At 60.2% G+C, this 17,037-nt stretch carries 13 protein-coding genes; 7 read left to right on the top strand and 6 right to left on the bottom strand.

Annotated elements, in window-relative coordinates:
- Window positions 1-51: 51 nt before the first annotated feature.
- Window positions 52-1,440, bottom strand: a complete 1,389-nt coding sequence (locus tag ACCD00_RS01350; RefSeq protein WP_413421257.1) for a PLP-dependent aminotransferase family protein — start codon at window positions 1,438-1,440, stop codon at window positions 52-54.
- A gap of 348 nt (window positions 1,441-1,788) precedes the next feature.
- Here ACCD00_RS01350 and ACCD00_RS01355 point away from each other — a divergent pair, with 348 nt between their 5' ends.
- Both ACCD00_RS01355 and glyA read left to right on the top strand, forming a co-directional pair.
- Window positions 1,789-2,994 carry a benzoate/H(+) symporter BenE family transporter gene (locus ACCD00_RS01355; RefSeq protein WP_413421259.1) on the top strand — a complete coding sequence of 402 codons (1,206 nt, stop codon included), beginning with the start codon at window positions 1,789-1,791 and terminating at the stop codon, window positions 2,992-2,994.
- Window positions 2,991-3,944 carry a serine hydroxymethyltransferase gene (gene glyA / locus ACCD00_RS01360; protein WP_413421261.1) on the top strand — a complete coding sequence of 318 codons (954 nt, stop codon included), beginning with the start codon at window positions 2,991-2,993 and terminating at the stop codon, window positions 3,942-3,944. Before ACCD00_RS01355 ends, glyA begins: the two co-directional genes overlap by 4 nt.
- 289 nt (window positions 3,945-4,233) lie before the next feature.
- On the opposite strand, the gene treR is transcribed toward glyA, so the two are convergent.
- Complete coding sequence (gene treR / locus ACCD00_RS01365) at window positions 4,234-4,938, bottom strand: trehalose operon repressor (protein WP_413421263.1); 705 nt, start codon at window positions 4,936-4,938, stop codon at window positions 4,234-4,236.
- A 228-nt stretch (window positions 4,939-5,166) separates the two neighbouring features.
- Between treR and treP the strand changes: the two genes are divergently transcribed.
- From treP to ACCD00_RS01390, 5 genes are all read left to right on the top strand, one after another.
- On the top strand, window positions 5,167-6,609 hold the full coding sequence (treP, locus tag ACCD00_RS01370) for a PTS system trehalose-specific EIIBC component (RefSeq protein WP_413421265.1): 1,443 nt from the start codon (window positions 5,167-5,169) through the stop codon (window positions 6,607-6,609).
- Between the two features lie 41 nt (window positions 6,610-6,650).
- Window positions 6,651-8,300, top strand: coding sequence for an alpha,alpha-phosphotrehalase (treC, locus tag ACCD00_RS01375; protein ID WP_413421267.1), 1,650 nt, complete (start codon window positions 6,651-6,653; stop codon window positions 8,298-8,300).
- Between the two features lie 96 nt (window positions 8,301-8,396).
- Window positions 8,397-9,620 (top strand): maltoporin, encoded by a 1,224-nt coding sequence (locus tag ACCD00_RS01380; RefSeq protein ID WP_413421269.1) that lies wholly within the window; start codon window positions 8,397-8,399, stop codon window positions 9,618-9,620.
- Between the two features lie 61 nt (window positions 9,621-9,681).
- Window positions 9,682-12,216: a phosphoenolpyruvate--protein phosphotransferase gene (ptsP, locus tag ACCD00_RS01385; protein WP_413421271.1), complete on the top strand. Its 2,535-nt coding sequence runs from the start codon at window positions 9,682-9,684 to the stop codon at window positions 12,214-12,216.
- A 2-nt stretch (window positions 12,217-12,218) separates the two neighbouring features.
- Window positions 12,219-12,515, top strand: coding sequence for a PTS glucose transporter subunit IIB (locus ACCD00_RS01390; protein WP_413421273.1), 297 nt, complete (start codon window positions 12,219-12,221; stop codon window positions 12,513-12,515).
- 107 nt (window positions 12,516-12,622) lie between these two features.
- Here ACCD00_RS01390 and ACCD00_RS01395 read toward each other — a convergent pair whose 3' ends face one another.
- The 4 genes from ACCD00_RS01395 to ACCD00_RS01410 all read right to left on the bottom strand — a co-directional run bounded on the left by ACCD00_RS01395 (window position 12,623) and on the right by ACCD00_RS01410 (window position 17,008).
- On the bottom strand, window positions 12,623-13,801 hold the full coding sequence (locus ACCD00_RS01395) for an MFS transporter (RefSeq protein WP_413421275.1): 1,179 nt from the start codon (window positions 13,799-13,801) through the stop codon (window positions 12,623-12,625).
- 132 nt (window positions 13,802-13,933) lie between these two features.
- On the bottom strand, window positions 13,934-15,283 hold the full coding sequence (locus tag ACCD00_RS01400; protein WP_413421277.1) for an MmgE/PrpD family protein: 1,350 nt from the start codon (window positions 15,281-15,283) through the stop codon (window positions 13,934-13,936).
- Window positions 15,280-16,167, bottom strand: a complete 888-nt coding sequence (locus tag ACCD00_RS01405) for a polysaccharide deacetylase family protein (RefSeq protein ID WP_413421279.1) — start codon at window positions 16,165-16,167, stop codon at window positions 15,280-15,282. Before ACCD00_RS01405 ends, ACCD00_RS01400 begins: the two co-directional genes overlap by 4 nt.
- Window positions 16,160-17,008 (bottom strand): polysaccharide deacetylase family protein, encoded by an 849-nt coding sequence (locus ACCD00_RS01410; protein WP_413421281.1) that lies wholly within the window; start codon window positions 17,006-17,008, stop codon window positions 16,160-16,162. The genes ACCD00_RS01405 and ACCD00_RS01410 overlap by 8 nt, the downstream gene beginning before the upstream one ends.
- Window positions 17,009-17,037: the final 29 nt, after the last annotated feature.

The following is a 17,037-nucleotide window of genomic DNA, read 5'->3' on the forward strand; positions in this document are numbered from 1 at the left end:
GCGGAGCACGCGGGTGATGTGGGTCTTTCGAATATGCCAGCCTGCGGCGACTCAGTAGTACCGTCGCGGGTCGGACTCGATCAGGCTGGCCAGTTTGGTCAGGGCGAAGCGCAATTCGTCCTGGCTCGTGGGCGACATCAATACCAGCCGTACACAACGGGAAATCCCGGAGCGTTCAGCCTGGAACTGGGTGCCACTGAGTACCAGCACACCGTTGGCCCGGGCGAGCATGGTGAACTCGTCGCCGGTCCACGGCTCGGGCAGCGTCAACCAGATGTGGTACGAATAGGGCTGGGTCTTGAGTTCGAAATTGGCAAAGATTTCCCGGGCAATCGCTTGTCGCCCGGCGGCTTCGTTGCGCTGGATGCGGATCAGTTTTTTGTCCAGGCCTTCGGTAATCACATTGCTGGCCAGTTGTGCGGTCAACGGCGACGGCATCCAGACGCTGCTGCGCACCATCGAGGTCAGGCGTGACAGCAGTTTCGGCGGGCTATGGATATAACCGACGCGCAGCGCCGGCATGATCGATTTCGACAGGCTGGTCAGGTACACCGAACGGTCCGGCGCAAATGCCGACAGCGGCTTGATTGACGGATCGGTGGCGAGGAAGCCATAGATGTCGTCGTCGAGGATGATGAAGTCGAATTCTTCGGCCAGTGCCGCGATTTGGGCCCGACGCTTTTGCGACATGATCGCCGCCGTCGGATTCTGGCAGGTCGCCACGCAAACCAGCATCGCTGGTTTCTCTCGCTCGCACAGTTCGCGCAACGCTTCGGGAATGATCCCTTCGTCGTCCATCGGTACGCCACGCAGGCGGCGCTCAAGGCCGTGGGCCAGGGAAATGATACCGGGGTAGCAAAGCGCTTCGCAGAGCACCAGGTCACCGGCGTTGGTCAGGGCGCTCATCGCGACCATCAAGCCATGCTGGGCCCCGGCGGTGATCACCACTTGCTGCCATTGCGCATCGGGCAACGAATGGCGCAACCACTGCGCACCCGCCTCGCGATGCGCCGGGTGACCGCCGTCCGGCGCGTAATCCAGGGCCCGGGCGAAATCGGTGCTTTTGGCCATCCCTACAAGGGCGTCGCGCAACCAGTACTCCAGGGTTTCGCTGTAGGGCTTGATGATCGACAGATCGAGTAACTCGGATTGCCCCAGATTGAGCGGTGCGGCGCTGTTGCTCGCCGGCAGTTCCAGCTGCTTCTGGTTGAGCACATAAGTACCGCGGCCCACTTCCCCCTGCACCAGGCGACGTCGATGGGCTTCGCTATAGGCCCGGCTGATGGTGCCCGGCGTGACATTCAGGGTAGTGGCCAGCTCCCGCAGGGTCGGCAAGCGATCGCCTTCATTCAACACGCCGTTGCTGATATCGCGCGCCAACGCATCGGCAATCGACAAATACATCGGCTGGTTGAACTCGCTTAGCTGGGGAACCCACATGAATGATCACTGCCCATCGTAGAAATGATGAATATCCGAGCATATCACATGGAGGTTAAGCAGCTGATAAATCGACTCAATCGATAAATTGATTCGATTGAGCCTGTGATTGAGTCGATATCCAATGCTCAAAAAAGATATTTTTCACACGGCTAATTCGCTTGTAAATCATATATTTAAGCAGTAAATAGAGAAAAATCAGCCATTGATAGCAAAAAAACATCTCGTAAAAACCCTGTCACCTATTGAATCAACTCAATTCTTTCAAATACACTCATATAGAATCGAAGCAATCGACTCAATCCTCCCTGTTCACTGCGCGACTCTGTCGTGCCAAGTCGAGACATCATGGACACACTCAGAAAGGATCTATCTCTGTCAGCCGTCATCGCGGGCTTTATTGCCGTGATCATTTCCTACGCCGGCCCTTTGATCATTGTGTTTCAGGCAGCCAAGGAGGCGCACCTGCCCAACGACTTGGTGTCTTCGTGGATCTGGGCCATTTCCATCGGCAGTGGTATTACCGGCCTGTTCCTGAGCTGGCGCCTGCGAGTTCCGGTGATCACCGCGTGGTCGACGCCGGGTGCGGCGTTGCTGGTGACGATGTTGCCCACCGTCACCCTGCCGCAGGCCATCGGCGCCTATGTCGTGGCGTCGGTGATCATTGCCGTGGTCGGTTTGTCCGGGGCGTTCGACAAACTGATGAAACGCCTGCCCAAAGCCATCGCCGCCGCCATGCTCGCGGGCATTCTGTTCCGCTTCGGCGCCGAGCTGTTCACTTCGATCAAGCTGCAACCGGAACTGGTGCTGTCGATGATCGCGGCCTACCTGATCTTCAAACGCTTTTCGCCGCGCTACGCGATTCTCTCGGTACTGATTGTCGGCTGTGCAGTGGCGGCCTCGTTCGGTGAACTCAACGGCAGCTCGATCACCATCGCCGTGGCCCATCCGGTCTTCATCGCCCCCGAGTGGAGCTGGCACGCGATCATCAACATTGGCCTGCCATTGGCGCTGGTGACCCTGACCGGCCAGTACGTGCCGGGCATGGCGGTGTTGCGCACCTCGGGTTACAACACCCCCGCGCGCTCGATCATTTCGGTCACCGCGATCGGCTCGGTCCTGATGGCGCCGTTCGGCTCCCACGGCTTTAACCTCGCAGCAATCACAGCAGCGATCTGCACCGGCCGCGAAGCCCACGAAGACCGCGACAAACGCTACATCGCCGGGATTGCCTGCGGGCTGTTCTACATTCTGATGGGCACCTTCGGCGCGACCCTGGCCTCGGTGTTTTCCGCCCTGCCCAAAGAGTTGATTGCCTCCCTTGCCGGCCTGGCCTTGTTCGGTGCAATCAGCGCCGGGCTGACCGGCGCCATGGCAGATGAGAAACAACGGGAAGCGGCGCTGATTACCTTCCTGGTGACGGCCTCGGGCATGAGCTTCCTCGGTTTGGCCGCTGCGTTCTGGGGGTTGATCTTCGGCCTCGTGGCGAACTTCGTACTGACCTGCACCCGGGAAAGCAAAACCGCTGCCCTCGCTGAGGGCCGCCGACCATGAGCCTGCAACATTTAGATCCCGCCATTGCCCGCCTGATCGACCACGAACGCAATCGCCAGGAAACCCACCTGGAGCTGATCGCTTCAGAAAATTATGTCAGCGCAGAAGTGCTCCAGGCCCAAGGGTCGGTGCTGACCAACAAGTACGCCGAAGGTTATCCGGGCAAGCGCTACTACGGCGGCTGCAAGGTCGTCGACGAGATCGAAAACCTGGCCATCGAACGCGCCCGCAAACTGTTCAACTGTGAATATGTCAACGTCCAGCCGCACTCCGGATCCCAGGCCAACCAAGCCGTTTTTCTGGCGGTGCTCGAACCCGGCGATACGATTCTGGGGATGTCACTGGCTCGCGGCGGGCATCTGACCCACGGTGCCTCGGTGAATTTTTCCGGCAAGTTCTACCGGGCGTTTTCCTACGGGCTGGAGAAAGAAACCGAAACCCTCGACTACGCCGAAATGGAAGCCCTGGCCCGGGAGCATCGGCCGAAAATGATCATCGCCGCCAAGGCCGTGGCGTTCAATGAAGCCTTGAGCGATGGGTTCAAGCATTACCAGCAACGGGTGATCAGCAACGCCAGGACCATGGCCAATATCCTCACCCGACGGGGTTTGCGGGTGGTGTCCGGGGGCACCGATTGCCATATGTTCCTGCTCGATCTGCGTTCGATGAACATCACCGGCAAAGATGCCGAAGCGCTGCTGGAAAGTGCCCACATCACGTTGAACAAAAACGCGATACCCGACGATCCGCAGAAACCGGCGATCACCAGTGGCATTCGCATCGGCACGCCGGCGTTGACCACCCGCGGTTTTGGTGAAGCGGAATGTGCGGAAGTGGCGAACCTGATCGCCGATCTGCTGGAGCAGCCGAACAACGCGGCGCTGCTGGATAACACCCGGCGTCGGGTGATGCATTTGTGTGAATGCTTTCCGGTGTATCTGCTGATTTGATTGCTGGAGGCGCCGTCTGCTTTTGGCCCGGAGTGTGTAAAAACGCTCACGGGCCTTATCGTCGTGGAGCATCGACGTTCATTGGATTGGCGATCGGCGCGAAACATTCCCGAGTACAACCGGCTGCCTGAGCGGCGTATGGCCCTCGATCACCAGAGGCAAGTCTTGATGGATGCTGGCGTACCAGCCTTGCTCGATGCCGGACAGCTCGTAGACCCCATCCACCACCATTGATGAAGTGCATGCTGCATTGATTACCCCGTTCTGCAGCAGGCACGTTGATCCCCCTTCACCGTCTAGCCACATCCGAAAAGTAAAACTTGTCCAGGGTGTGCCTCGACTCGGTGTACTCGAACTGGCGGCCGTCCTGCAAAAAGGTCTGGTTGCTGACCACGATCACATGGCTCTGCCCCTCCAGGTCCAGGTGCTGCTGGTCGTCCTTGCCTCGCGGTACGGCTTCGATGGTGCGCTGGGCGTAGCTGATTTGCAGTTGCAGCGTCTGTTCGATGAAGGCATAGATCGAATGCTCGGCAATCTCGCTATTGAGCCCCGGAATGAGATCGGCGACGAAGTGGTTGATGTCGAGGATGACCCGTTTGCCATCGATTCGACGCACGCGTTTGATCCGGGTGATCAGGCTGCCTTCTTCGGCTTTCAGGTGTTCACGCAAGGCACCTTGCAGGGGGAACTGCTCGAACGCCACCACCTCGGTGCTGACGTCATTGCCCAGCCTTGGGTGGGTTTCCTGGAAGCTGACGATGCCGCCGAGCTGGAATTCGATCGGATTGGGCGAAAGCACGAAGGTGCCTTTACCGTGAATTTTTTGCGCGAAGCCGCGTTCCTGAAGCATTTCTATGGCTTTGCGCACAGTACCGCGACTGGCCTGGTAGCTGTCCATCAATTCGGTTTCGGAAGGCAGCCGGGCGCCGGGTTCCAGACGTTCGGTGGTGATGCTGGTAAGCAGATCGCTGTAGATCTGGTTGTATTTGCTCATGGGAGTGGCTGCGTTGTGCTCAAGGCAGGAACCTTAGGGAACGCGTGAGGGTTTGTCTATTGCACGAATGGCGGGGCGGTCGTGGCTGTCGGAAATATTACCGCTGGGCGGGTTATTGATAAATAAATCCAAACTCGTCTGTACGAGTTGTTGCTTTAACTCGTACAGACGAGTATTTTTCGCTTCGGTGTGCTGCCAAACAACAAAAAAACACAGTGGATGAAAAGCATGAGCCATGATTACGCGACGATCGCCAGCGAGCTGCTTCATAGCCTCGGTGGTGCCGACAACCTTGAGCAGGCCGCACATTGCGTCACGCGCCTGCGCCTGGCCCTCAAAGACCCGCAGCGGGTCGACAGTACGACGCTGAATCAGATCGATTTGGTCAAAGGCTCGTTTTTCACGGGCGGCCTGTTTCAGGTGGTCATCGGTCCCGGCGAGGTCGAGAAGGTTTACGCCGCGCTGCGCGCGCAGACAGGGCTTGCGGCGTCGACCATCGCCGACGTGAAACAGAAGGGCGCCGATAAAACCAATGCCATGCAGCGGCTGGTGCGGGTGTTCTCCGATGTGTTCATGCCGATTCTGCCGGCGCTGATCATTGCCGGCCTGCTGATGGGGGTGAACAACCTGATCGGCGCCAAAGGCATGTTCATTGCCGGCAAGACTCTGCTTGAGGCCTACCCGACGCTGGACGGTGTCTGGAGCTTGATCAATCTGATGGCCAACACCTCGTTCGTGTTCCTCCCGGCGCTGGTCGGCTGGTCGGCGGCCAAGCGTTTTGGCGGCAGTGAAATCCTTGGCATCGTGCTGGGTCTGATGCTGGTTCACCCGGACCTGCTCAACGCCTGGAACTACGGCAAGGCAGTGGCCGGGCTGGACGGCCAGAGCCTGCCGTACTTCGATATTCTTGGCTGGTTCAAGATCGAGAAGGTCGGCTACCAGGGTCAGATTCTGCCGATCCTGCTGGCCGCCTACGTCATGAGCGTCATTGAAAAATGGCTGCGGGCGCGGGTACCCAATGCCATTCAACTGCTGGTGGTGCCGATTACCACGATCGTCGTGACCGGGGTGTTGGCGCTGGCCGTGATCGGTCCGGTGACCCGTCACCTGGGGATTCTGATCACCGAAGGCGTGGTGACCTTGTTTGACCTGGCGCCGATGGTCGGCGGGGCGATTTTCGGTCTGCTGTATGCGCCGCTGGTGATTACCGGCATGCACCACATGTTTCTTGCGGTCGACTTGCAGCTTATTTCCACTCAGGGCGGCACCTTCATCTGGCCGATGATCGTCATGTCCAACCTCGCACAAGGCAGCGCGGCACTCGGGGTGTTCTACATGACCCGCAGTGCGCGGGATAAAAGCATGGCCTCGACCTCAGCGATTTCCGCCTATTTCGGCATCACCGAACCGGCCATGTTCGGCGTCAACCTGCGCTACAAGTTTCCGTTCTACGCAGCGTTGATTGGCTCGGCGCTGGGCTGCATGTTCCTGTCGCTGAACAAGGTCCAGGCCTCGGCGATCGGTGTCGGTGGCTTGCCCGGTTTCATCTCGATCATCCCGCAGTTCATTCCGATGTTCGTGGTCGGGATGGTGATTGCCATGGTCGTGCCGTTCGTTCTGACCTGCGGGCTGAGCATGAAAATTGTCCGGCCTGGGTATCGGGTCGCCTGACAGATCGCATTCGTCAGTACATATTCAAAAAGGAATCCGCCATGCAAGACTGGCAGCGTTCGGTGATCTACCAGATCTACCCGAAGAGTTTTCACAGCCACGCCGGCAACCCCACGGGGGATTTGCTCGGTGTGGTAGCCAAGCTCGATTACCTGCACTGGCTGGGTGTCGATTGCCTGTGGATCACGCCGTTCCTGCGTTCGCCCCAGCGTGACAACGGTTATGACATCAGCGATTACTACGCCATCGACCCGAGCTACGGAACCATGGCCGACTGCGAATTGCTGATCGCCGAGGCCGGCAAGCGCGGGATCAAGCTGATGCTCGACATCGTGGTCAACCACACTTCGATCGAACACACCTGGTTCCAGCAGGCCCGCAGCAGCCTCGATAACCCTTACCGTGACTTCTACATCTGGCGCGACGAGCCGAATAACTGGGAATCCAAGTTCGGCGGTTCGGCCTGGGAGTACGAAGCCCAGACCGGTCAGTATTACCTGCATTTGTTCGACCACACTCAGGCCGACCTGAACTGGGACAACCCCAAGGTGCGCGCCGAAGTCTTCAACATGATGCGCTTCTGGCGTGACAAGGGCGTGGGCGGTTTCCGCCTGGACGTGATCAACCTGATCTCCAAGCCAGCAGATTTTCCCGAGGACAGCACCGATGGCCGGCGTTTCTACACCGACGGCCCGAACGTGCACGACTACTTGCAGGAAATGCATCGCGAAGTCTTCGAAGGCCATGACCTGATCAACGTCGGCGAGATGTCTTCCACCAGCCTGGAACATTGCATTCGTTACTCGCGGCCGGACTCGAAAGAGCTGTCGATGACCTTCAACTTTCATCACCTGAAAGTTGATTACCCGAACCTGCAGAAGTGGGTTCGCGCTGCCTTCGACTTCCTCGAACTCAAGCGCATCCTTTCCGACTGGCAGACCGGCATGCAGGCCGGTGGCGGCTGGAATGCATTGTTCTGGTGTAACCACGATCAGCCGCGAGTGGTTTCGCGGTTTGGCGATGACGGCGAACACCGTGTGGTATCGGCGAAGATGCTTGGCACCGCGCTGCATTTTCTTCAGGGCACGCCGTTCATCTATCAGGGTGAAGAGTTGGGCATGACCAACCCGGGCTTTGAGAGCATCGAGCAGTACCGCGATGTCGAGACGCTGAACATCTTCCGGCTCAAGCGCAATGCCGGGGAGTCCGAGGCGACGAGCATGAGCGCGATCATGCAGAAATCCCGCGACAACAGTCGCACCCCGATGCACTGGAGCACGCAAGCCAATGCCGGATTCAGCCGTGCCGAACCCTGGATCGGCGTGCCGGCCAACGCCATGCAGATCAACGTCGAAAACCAACTCGACGACACGACTTCGGTGCTGCACCACTATCGCCGGTTGATTGCCCTGCGCCGCAGCGAACCGCTGATTCAGGACGGCGTGTATCGCCAGCTCTTGCCCACGCACCCGCAGGTCTGGGTGTACCTGCGCGAAGGCGAAGGCGAGCATCTGCTGGTGGTGAACAACTTCTATGGCACGGCGTGTGAAGTCGAGTTGCCGGAACGGGTAATTACCGACGGCATGTTGCAACGCCTGGTGATCAGCAACTACCCGGATTGTGATACGCGTAGTCGGCAACTATTCCTGCGGCCGTACGAGTCGTTTGTTCTGCACCTCACCGATAACTAAACAAAACGATCTTCAAACAACTCGCAGAGTACTGCGCGGGGGCTTCCTGCGCGCAGGTTTTACCGGATGAGCACAATAAAAATAATGGGGTGGCTCTTGAAAACAACAATTAATCGCAGCCTTGCGGCATCGTGCGTGTGTCTGGTGTTGCCGTTCCCGGCACAGGCTTTGGAGTTCGCCGGTTACTTGCGTAGCGGCGTCGGGACTTCGGTCAACAGCGGTTCTCAACAGTGTTTTCAACTGCCGGGTGCCCAGTCGAAATACCGCTTGGGCAACGAATGTGAGCAGTACGCCGAACTGGAGTTGCGTCAGGACTTGTTCACCCTGGACGATGGCTCTGTGCTGAGCGTCGACGGCATGGCTTCGTTGTACAACCAGTACGACAAAGACCTGACGTTCAACGGTGATAACGGCTCGGTGCGCATGCCACAGATGTACGCACAATGGTCGAACTTGCCGAGTCTCAATGGTGGTTCGTTGTGGGCCGGTCGGCGTTACTACAAACGAAACGACATCCATATTTCCGACTTCTACTACTGGAACCAGAGCGCCACGGGTGGTGGTATCGAGGATGTGAAGATCGGCGACCTGAAATACAGCTACGCCTTTTCGCGCAAGGACAACCTGTACCAGAAGGATTATGTCACCCGGCAGGATTTCAACGTCGCGGGTTTTCAGACCAACCCCGGCGGTGAACTGGAGTTTGGCCTGAGTTACATCGAAAAGCCTGACCGCAACGATGCGCACGCAGGTTGGGCAATCACCGCCCAGCATGTGCAGAAAAACTTCCTTGGCGGCAAGAACAAACTGGCGCTGCAATACGGCGAAGGGCCTGGTACCGGGTTGGGTTACACCGGCGATGTGGGCCTGGACGACAGCAACAAGAGCTACCGGCTGGTGGAGTTTTTCGACTGGCAAGTGACACCGCGTTTTGGTGGTCAGGTCGAAGCGGTCTATCAGAAGGACATCCGCCCGGACGGTAACGCCCAGAACTGGATTTCCCTGGGCGTTCGCCCGGCTTACGCGATCACCGATCAATTCAAGCTGGTGACTGAGCTGGGACACGATCAGGTCGAGGCCCCGGGGGGGACGCGCAAGTTGAGCAAGTTCACCTTTGCCCCGACCTGGTCGCCAAACGGCCCGGGGTTCTGGGAACGTCCCGAGGTGCGTTTGTACTACACCTATGCCAGCTGGAACGAAGCGGCCAAGCGTGCGGCCAATGAACTGGCGCAAGGTTCAGCGTTGTCCGATACCGGCGCGTTCGGCACGGCGCTGCATGGTGCGAACGTCGGATTGCAAGTCGAGTACTGGTGGAAATAAGCGATGCTGTCGGAGCTCGCGCTCCATCGGCACTTCAAAGAATAAAACCGCAGGTGAAGTCATGACCATAACCCAACCATTGCAATTGCTGGCGCCGCTGTCCGGGGTGCTGGTGCCACTTGAGCACGTGCCGGATCCGGTGTTCGCCAGCCGGGTGATCGGCGACGGCCTGTGCATCGATCCGACCTCGCAGACCCTTTGCGCGCCGTTGGCCGGCGTGGTCAGCAACCTTCAACACAGTGGCCATGCGATCAGCATCACCGACGACAGCGGCGTACAGGTGCTGCTGCACATTGGTCTGGACACCGTGAACCTGGCGGGTAAGGGGTTCAATGCCTTGGTCGGGCAGGGCCAGCGTGTCGAGGCCGGACAGCCGTTGATCGAGTTCGATGCCGACTATGTAGCCCTGCATGCCCGCAGCCTGTTGACCTTGATGCTGGTGGTCAGTGGCGAGCCCTTCAGCCTGCTGGCACCTGACAACGGCCTGGTGGCCTGTGCACAGCCCGTGTTGCGCCTGAGCCTCGGCGATCCGCGTTCCAGCGTTGCGCAGGAGGAGGGCGAAGCGCTGTTCTCCAAACCGGTTCACCTGCCCAACCCCAATGGCCTGCACGCGCGGCCGGCGGCGATTTTTGCGCAGGCGGCGAAAGGTTTTGCGGCAAGCATTTGCCTGCACAAGCAGCAGGACAGTGCCAACGCCAAGTCCCTGGTGGCGATCATGGCGTTGCAGACGGTTCACGGCGATGCACTGCAGGTCAGTGCGGTGGGCGAAGATGCCGAACTGGCAATCAGCACGTTGGCCCAACTGCTGGCCGATGGCTGCGGTGAGGCCGTGACGGCGGTGGAGGTCGTCGCGCCAGTGGTTCAGGTGCAGGATGTGTCGACGAAGTTGTTGCGCGGTGTCTGTGCTTCGGCGGGTTCGGCCTTTGGGCAGGTGGTGCAGGTGGTTGAGCGCACCCTGGAGGTGCCTGAGTTTGCCGCGGATCAACGCGGGGAGCGCGAGTCGCTGGAGCGTGCGCTGGCACACGCGACGCAGGCGCTGCAGCACTTGCGCGACAACGCCGAAGGCAAGGCGCAGGGGGATATCTTCAAGGCTCATCAGGAGTTACTGGAGGACCCGAGTCTGCTGGAGCAAGCCCAGGCCCTGATTGCCGAGGGCAAGAGTGCGGCGTTTGCCTGGAACAGTGCCACTCAAGCCACCGCTACGCTGTTCAAGTCACTGGGCAACACGTTGTTGGCCGAGCGGGCGTTGGACCTGATGGATGTCGGCCAGCGTGTGCTCAAGCTGATTCTCGGGGTGCCGGACGGTGTCTGGGAGTTGCCGGATCAGGCGATTTTGATTGCCGAACAACTGACACCGTCGCAGACCGCTGCCCTGGATAGCGGCAAAGTGTTGGGTTTCGCCACGGTGGGCGGAGGTGCGACCAGCCATGTAGCGATACTGGCCCAGGCCTTGGGTTTGCCGGCGGTGTGTGGTTTACCGGTGCAGGTGCTGTCGCTGGCCAGCGGAACCCGAGTGCTGCTTGATGCGGACAAGGGCGAGTTGCACCTGGACCCTGATCTGTCGGCCATCGAACAGCTGTACGCCAAACGTCAGCAGCAACGGCAACGGCATCAGCGCGAACTCGAGCAGGCTTCGCTGGCGGCCTGTACCCGTGACGGCCATCACTTCGAGGTGACAGCCAACGTTGCCTCGCTGCTGGAGGTCGAACAGGCGATGATGCTGGGCGGCGAGGGTGTCGGTCTGCTGCGTTCGGAGTTTCTTTATCTGGAGCGCAACAACGCGCCCAGCCATGACGAGCAAGCGGTCACTTACAGCGCCATTGCCCGGGCCCTTGGGCCAGAGCGCAATCTGGTGGTGCGCACACTGGATGTGGGCGGCGACAAACCGCTGGCCTACGTGCCAATGGACAGCGAGGCCAATCCGTTTCTGGGCATGCGCGGAATTCGCTTGTGCCTGGAGCGTCCGCAACTGTTGCGCGAGCAGTTCCGGGCAATTCTGAGCAGCGCCGGTCTGGCCCGTCTGCACATCATGCTGCCTATGGTCAGCCAGTTGTCGGAGCTGCGTCTGGCGCGGCAGATGCTGGAAGAAGAGGCGCTGGCGCTCGGGCTCAAGGCGCTGCCGAAACTGGGCATCATGATCGAAGTCCCGTCCGCGGCATTGATGGCGGACCTGTTTGCCCCCGAGGTGGACTTCTTCTCCATTGGCACCAACGACCTGACCCAATACACCCTGGCCATGGACCGCGATCACCCACGCCTGGCCAGCCAGGCCGACAGTTTTCACCCCTCGGTACTGCGTCTTATCGCCGGCACCGTGAAGGCCGCCCATGCCCACGGCAAGTGGGTCGGGGTGTGTGGCGCGCTGGCTTCGGAGACTCTGGCGGTGCCGCTGTTGCTGGGGCTTGGGGTGGATGAACTGTCGGTCAGCGTGCCGCTGATTCCGGCGATCAAGGCCGCGATTCGCGAGGTCGAACTCAGCGACTGTCAGGCTGTCGCGCATCGGATACTCGGGCTGGAGAGCGCTGAGCAGGTCCGCGAGGCCTTGTCTTCGCAGCAGCAGGCGATGGTCGAAACTTCACAGGTGTTGGAGAACTGAACATGTTCGAGAAAATGCAACGGGCGTTCTGGAGGGCATTGACCCCGGATCTGCTGGTGGATGAGCCGAAGGTAGCTGCCCTGCCTTCTACGGAGCTGCCGTCGAGTGTGGTCTGCGCGCTGGGTGGGCTGGAAAACCTGGCGTCGCAACAGCGCATTGCGATAACGCGAGTGCGGGTCCAGTTGCGTGATGTAACCCGACTGGACGAACAGGCCTTGCGTGCGGCGGGTGTGCCGGGGGTGATGGTGCTGGCGGATGGCGTGGTGCATGTATTGACCCGGCGCCCAAGTTGGGGCTGACTGGCGGCGCCGGTCGCTCTCGACGCGCGGGTCAACGCCTGCGCCAACGGCCAGGGCGACTGGCATTCCTGAAACTGAAAGGTCCATGTCAATGCAGTTTCAGTGCCTTATTTTTGCACTTTAGCCACCCGACGACCGCTCATGAAGCACAGGAACCCACCCATCGCGGTCAGTGCGCTCAAGGCATAGAACATCGTGGGCGCGGGGGTGTGCATCAATAGAAAGCCGCAAATCACCGGGCTCAGGGCACCACCGAGGGCTGCCAGGTTCTGGGCGCCGTAGTAACTGCCGCGCAGCTCTTCCGGGGCCAGGGTGTCGACGAAGAGGAATTCGGCCGGGTAAATGATCATTTCACCGAGGGTGAAGATGAACATCGCCACGCACCAGCTCAGCATACTGTCGGCCAGGCTGAAACCGATCAGGCCAAGGATGAACAGGCTGGTGCCTGCGGCAATCCAGTAGCGCAACTTTTCGCGATTGAGGAACCGGCCGATCTGGTACTGCAGCAGGATCACGCTGATGGCGTTGCAGGCGAGCAGGGCGGCCATGATTTCCAGGGCGCGTTTGGAATCGTGGGTCACCAGCAGGTATTGCGACAGGTAGAGGGTGTAACGCCCGTGCACCACGGTGCTGAGCAGGCAGCCGCAAGTGAACATGATCAGGGTGCGGTCGTTTTTCAGGGTGACCAGGGTTTTCAGGAAACTCTGGGGTTGCCCGATGGCGGGTGCCTGCGCCGAATCCCTGGGAATGCCTGTCATCAGGAAGATGCTGAAGAACGCGATGCCACCGGCAATCAGGAACGGTGCAACTGGATAGACCCCGGCAATCACCACGCCGAGCATGGGACCTGTGGCATAGCCGATGTTGGTCAGCGTGTAGCGCAAGGAAAACGCCTTGGCCCGCTGGCCCATGGGCAGGTTTTCGCTGAGGATCGCTTTGGAGCCGATGAGGAACAGCGCTGACGCGGTCTCGGTGATCACCAGGGTGGCGGTGGTCAGGTAGAGGTTTTCGGCAAAGGTCAGCAGCACGAAGCCGATAGCGCTGGAGAGCATTGCCAGGATCAGCAGCCGGCGCTTTTCCAGGCGGTCGATGATGTAGCCGCCGTAAAGCGCGAGCAGGGTGGCGATGAACACCGCGATACCGAGCAGCAAGCCAACGTCCTGTTGGTTGAGGCCCAGCTTGTTGCTCAGGAACAGCGTGAGCAAGGGGCTGGTAATGGCGCGGCTGACCACGATGGTCAGTGAAACGATCATCAAGCGGCGGATAACGAGCGAGTAAGTAACCACGGTGGGGCAAATGTCCTTATTCAGATTGTTGGTGTTCGCCGCAATATCGCGTCGCTGCCATCGCGGGCAAGCCGGCTCGTACCTGTAGGAGCGGGCTTGCCCGCGATGAGGCCCTTGCGGATGGCACAAACATCAAGTCAGCCACCGATCCAGAGTACGAACCGATTCCAGTTCTTCAATCCGCCACAACTGCCCGAGCAGTTCCTCAACCCGCTCCCGGGACATGACCCGCATCGCCAAACTGAAAAACTTCTCCTCCAGCGCCACATCACTCAGCGGATTACCCGGCGCGCCCAACGGCACTTCAACGCACAGGCTCGCTTGCCGACCGTCCACGGTCCGCAGTGTCACCACGGGCTCGCCGTCCTCTGACAGTTGCGGGTCCACTTCAAGGCGAATGCGTGACATCCACTGGACAATGCGTGGATCGTTGCGCGCCTCATCGTCATAGGCCTGCAATCGACAATGGCCATGTACCAGCCGTGCCGCCAGTGCATACGCCAGGCTCATCTGCGCCGCCGCGAGGGTGCCGACATCCTGGCCGCCACACATGTCCTGGAGAAAACCGCACAGCGAAACCTGTATGTCTTCGACCTGATCGACTGGCACATTCAATTGGTCGAGCAAAAGCCCCAACGCATCGATGGCCGAATGCGTGCCGCGACACGAGGCGTAGGGCTTGATCGAGCAGCGGGCAAGTTTCCATACGGTGCCGAGGTCGGCATCCAGTGCTTCGGGGGTTGAGGTGGCGGCGGCAAGTGTCTGCAAAAAGCCGCCCCAGACATCCTCGAACAACCTGGTTGGACCACTGATGCCCTGCTGCGCAAACCGCGCCGCCAGCAACCCCCCTTCGGCGGCCCGGCCACTGTGCAGTTTTTTACTTTGTGAACCGTCGTGGATGAAAGCCCACAAGCCACCGCTGAAGCTGCCGGCGATGCCCAGTGCCGACAAGGTTTGCCCGGCATTCAATTGAAAGATCCGGGCACTGGCGGCTGCCGCGCCGAACACTCCGCAGGTCGCCGTGGAGTGCCAGCCAGCGCCGTTATGGGCTGAGTAGCCGCCGCAGGCTTCGAGCACCCGGCGCCCGACTTCGTAACCGATCACCACGGCCGTGATGAACTCGTGGCCGCTCACCGGTTGCCCGGTCATCGACACCGCCGCCATGACCGCCGGCAGCACTACGGCGCCTGAGTGGTCGCAGCCACCGGTGTCGTCCAGTTCCAGGGCATGGGCGGCGATGCCGTTGAGCATGGCGGCCTGAGCGGCGCCGACCCGCTGGCGAGTACCCCAGACCAGGGTGTCGCCCGTTTCGTCTTCGAATACCTGCCTTGCCGTTTTCGCGACTTCGCTGTCTGCCCCGGCGAGGGTCGCGCCGAAAGTATCGAGGATATGACGCTTGGCTTGTTCCACCAGTGCGGCCGGCAGGTCCTCGAACCGCGTATCCACGCAAAATTGCGCCAGTCGTTGCATGCGTTCGGTCATGACAGATAATCCCGATAGTGCCGCTCATACACTGACGCCGGATGATCCTCGGTCACTGGCGCAGCCGACTGCTCCCACCACTGGGCGACCTCGCTACCTGTGGCGATCCACACGTCATCGTGCTGCAGAATTCCCTCAAGCAATTCACGCAACACACCAATCCGTCCCGGCGTGGCGATGATCTCCGGGTGCAGGCGCAGCACGTAGCACAGGCCGAAGCGATGAAACCCGGCGAAGTCCATTTGCAGGTTGCCCAGGGTGTGGCTGTAGGATGCGATCCGCGATTGCGCCGGAGGCACCGCCGGGCTGAGGTTGAAGGCGAAATAGGGTTCGTCTTCCAGCTCGTAATGCAGGGGCAACTCGATCACGTCGGGTGCGGTCGGGTGAGCGAAGGGCAAGTCATCACCACGCCAAGATGACGACCAGCGAATTCCTTGATCCCTCAACGCCTCGATGAAGCCGGGTGCACCGTTACCGGCGGGGATGCGGAAACCAGTGGGACGCTGACCGGTCAGCGTCGTCAACGCCTCACAACCCTTGGCAATGTCAGCGCTCTGCGCGGCGAGGTCGAGGGTGTCGTAGTTCTGATGGTGATACCCGGCGCAGGCAATCTCATGCCCGCCCGCCTGGATCGCACGAATATGCTCGGGGTTTTCCTCGGCGACGATACCGGGTACGAACCAGCTGCTGGACACTCCGAGCTCCTTGAACAACGCGAGCAAACGCTCGACCCCGCGTTGGGTGCCGTAGCGCCAGACCGACAGGGTCTTGTCACGCCCGGCAACTTGCGGGGCCTGAGTGAGGATGCCGTGGATGTCGTTGTAGTCGACGGTCAGCACTACCGCGCAGCGATAGCCCTTGGGCCAGACAGTGGAATCAGCCATGGTGATGCTCCTTCAGCCACCACTGGGCGACATCGCGGCAGGTGGCGAACCACACGTCGTCGCGTCGGCGCATGTGTTCAAAGAGTTTTTCCAGCAGCAGGATGCGCCCAGGCTTGCCGGTGATCTTGGGGTGGAACAGGGTGGTCAGGCACAGCCCTTCATCCATGGCGCCGTCGTATTCACGGCACCAGTTGTCCAGGGTCAGGGCGTAGCTGGCGGTGCGGTCCAGCCCGGACGGGAAGTCCGGGGCCCGTGTGTAGGCGATGGAGGCGTAGTCGTCCATTTCCCAGCGGCCGGGGATTTCCACCAGCGGCGTGGCATGGCCCGGCACATTGACCAGGTAAGGCCGGTCATCGCCGCGCATGCTGCTGGAGTAAGTCACGCCGGCCTCCACCAGCATTGCCGGGGTTTCGGCCCGCCAGTCGCCGGACGGCGTGCGGAAACCTTCGGCGCGGATGTGCAGGTGCTTCCAGAACACCTCGCGGGACAGCTTCATCACGTCCTTTTGCTGTTCCAGCGTCAGGGCGTAGAAGGATTCGTGTTTGTAGCCGTGATAAGCCACCTCATGCCCACGCTCGACAATCGCCTGGCACTGTTTCGGCCAGTTCTCCACGACCCAGGCCGGGACGAAGAAGGTCGTCGGTATATGGAACTCGTCGAGCAGATCGAGAATCCGCGGCAGCGCCCGGTACGGGCCGTAACCGCCGAAACCGAAATACTCGGGCTTGCGCCAGATCGAGCCATTGAGCATGGCATCGCCGGTAGGGCCGTCGAGGTCGAAGGCCAGGGCCAGACAGGCCTTGTGCCGGTCGGGCCAGGTGGGTTGGGGTGAGGAGGACATCGTTAGTGCTCCGGTGATCCATAAACAAT

The sequence above is a fragment of the Pseudomonas sp. Pseusp3 genome (genome assembly GCF_047304225.1).
GTDB lineage: Bacteria > Pseudomonadota > Gammaproteobacteria > Pseudomonadales > Pseudomonadaceae > Aquipseudomonas > Aquipseudomonas fluorescens_CD.

What these genes read in the sequence shown, in the direction of transcription:
- ptsP (WP_413421271.1), top strand. Translation starts at nt 9,682, where the DNA reads ATGACCATAACCCAACCATTGCAATTGCTGGCGCCGCTGTCCGGGGTG.
- ACCD00_RS01350 (WP_413421257.1), bottom strand. Translation starts at nt 1,440, where the DNA reads ATGTGGGTTCCCCAGCTAAGCGAGTTCAACCAGCCGATGTATTTGTCG.
- treP (WP_413421265.1), top strand. Translation starts at nt 5,167, where the DNA reads ATGAGCCATGATTACGCGACGATCGCCAGCGAGCTGCTTCATAGCCTC.
- treR (WP_413421263.1), bottom strand. Translation starts at nt 4,938, where the DNA reads ATGAGCAAATACAACCAGATCTACAGCGATCTGCTTACCAGCATCACC.
- ACCD00_RS01400 (WP_413421277.1), bottom strand. Translation starts at nt 15,283, where the DNA reads ATGACCGAACGCATGCAACGACTGGCGCAATTTTGCGTGGATACGCGG.
- ACCD00_RS01405 (WP_413421279.1), bottom strand. Translation starts at nt 16,167, where the DNA reads ATGGCTGATTCCACTGTCTGGCCCAAGGGCTATCGCTGCGCGGTAGTG.
- ACCD00_RS01355 (WP_413421259.1), top strand. Translation starts at nt 1,789, where the DNA reads ATGGACACACTCAGAAAGGATCTATCTCTGTCAGCCGTCATCGCGGGC.
- ACCD00_RS01390 (WP_413421273.1), top strand. Translation starts at nt 12,219, where the DNA reads ATGTTCGAGAAAATGCAACGGGCGTTCTGGAGGGCATTGACCCCGGAT.
- ACCD00_RS01410 (WP_413421281.1), bottom strand. Translation starts at nt 17,008, where the DNA reads ATGTCCTCCTCACCCCAACCCACCTGGCCCGACCGGCACAAGGCCTGT.
- glyA (WP_413421261.1), top strand. Translation starts at nt 2,991, where the DNA reads ATGAGCCTGCAACATTTAGATCCCGCCATTGCCCGCCTGATCGACCAC.
- treC (WP_413421267.1), top strand. Translation starts at nt 6,651, where the DNA reads ATGCAAGACTGGCAGCGTTCGGTGATCTACCAGATCTACCCGAAGAGT.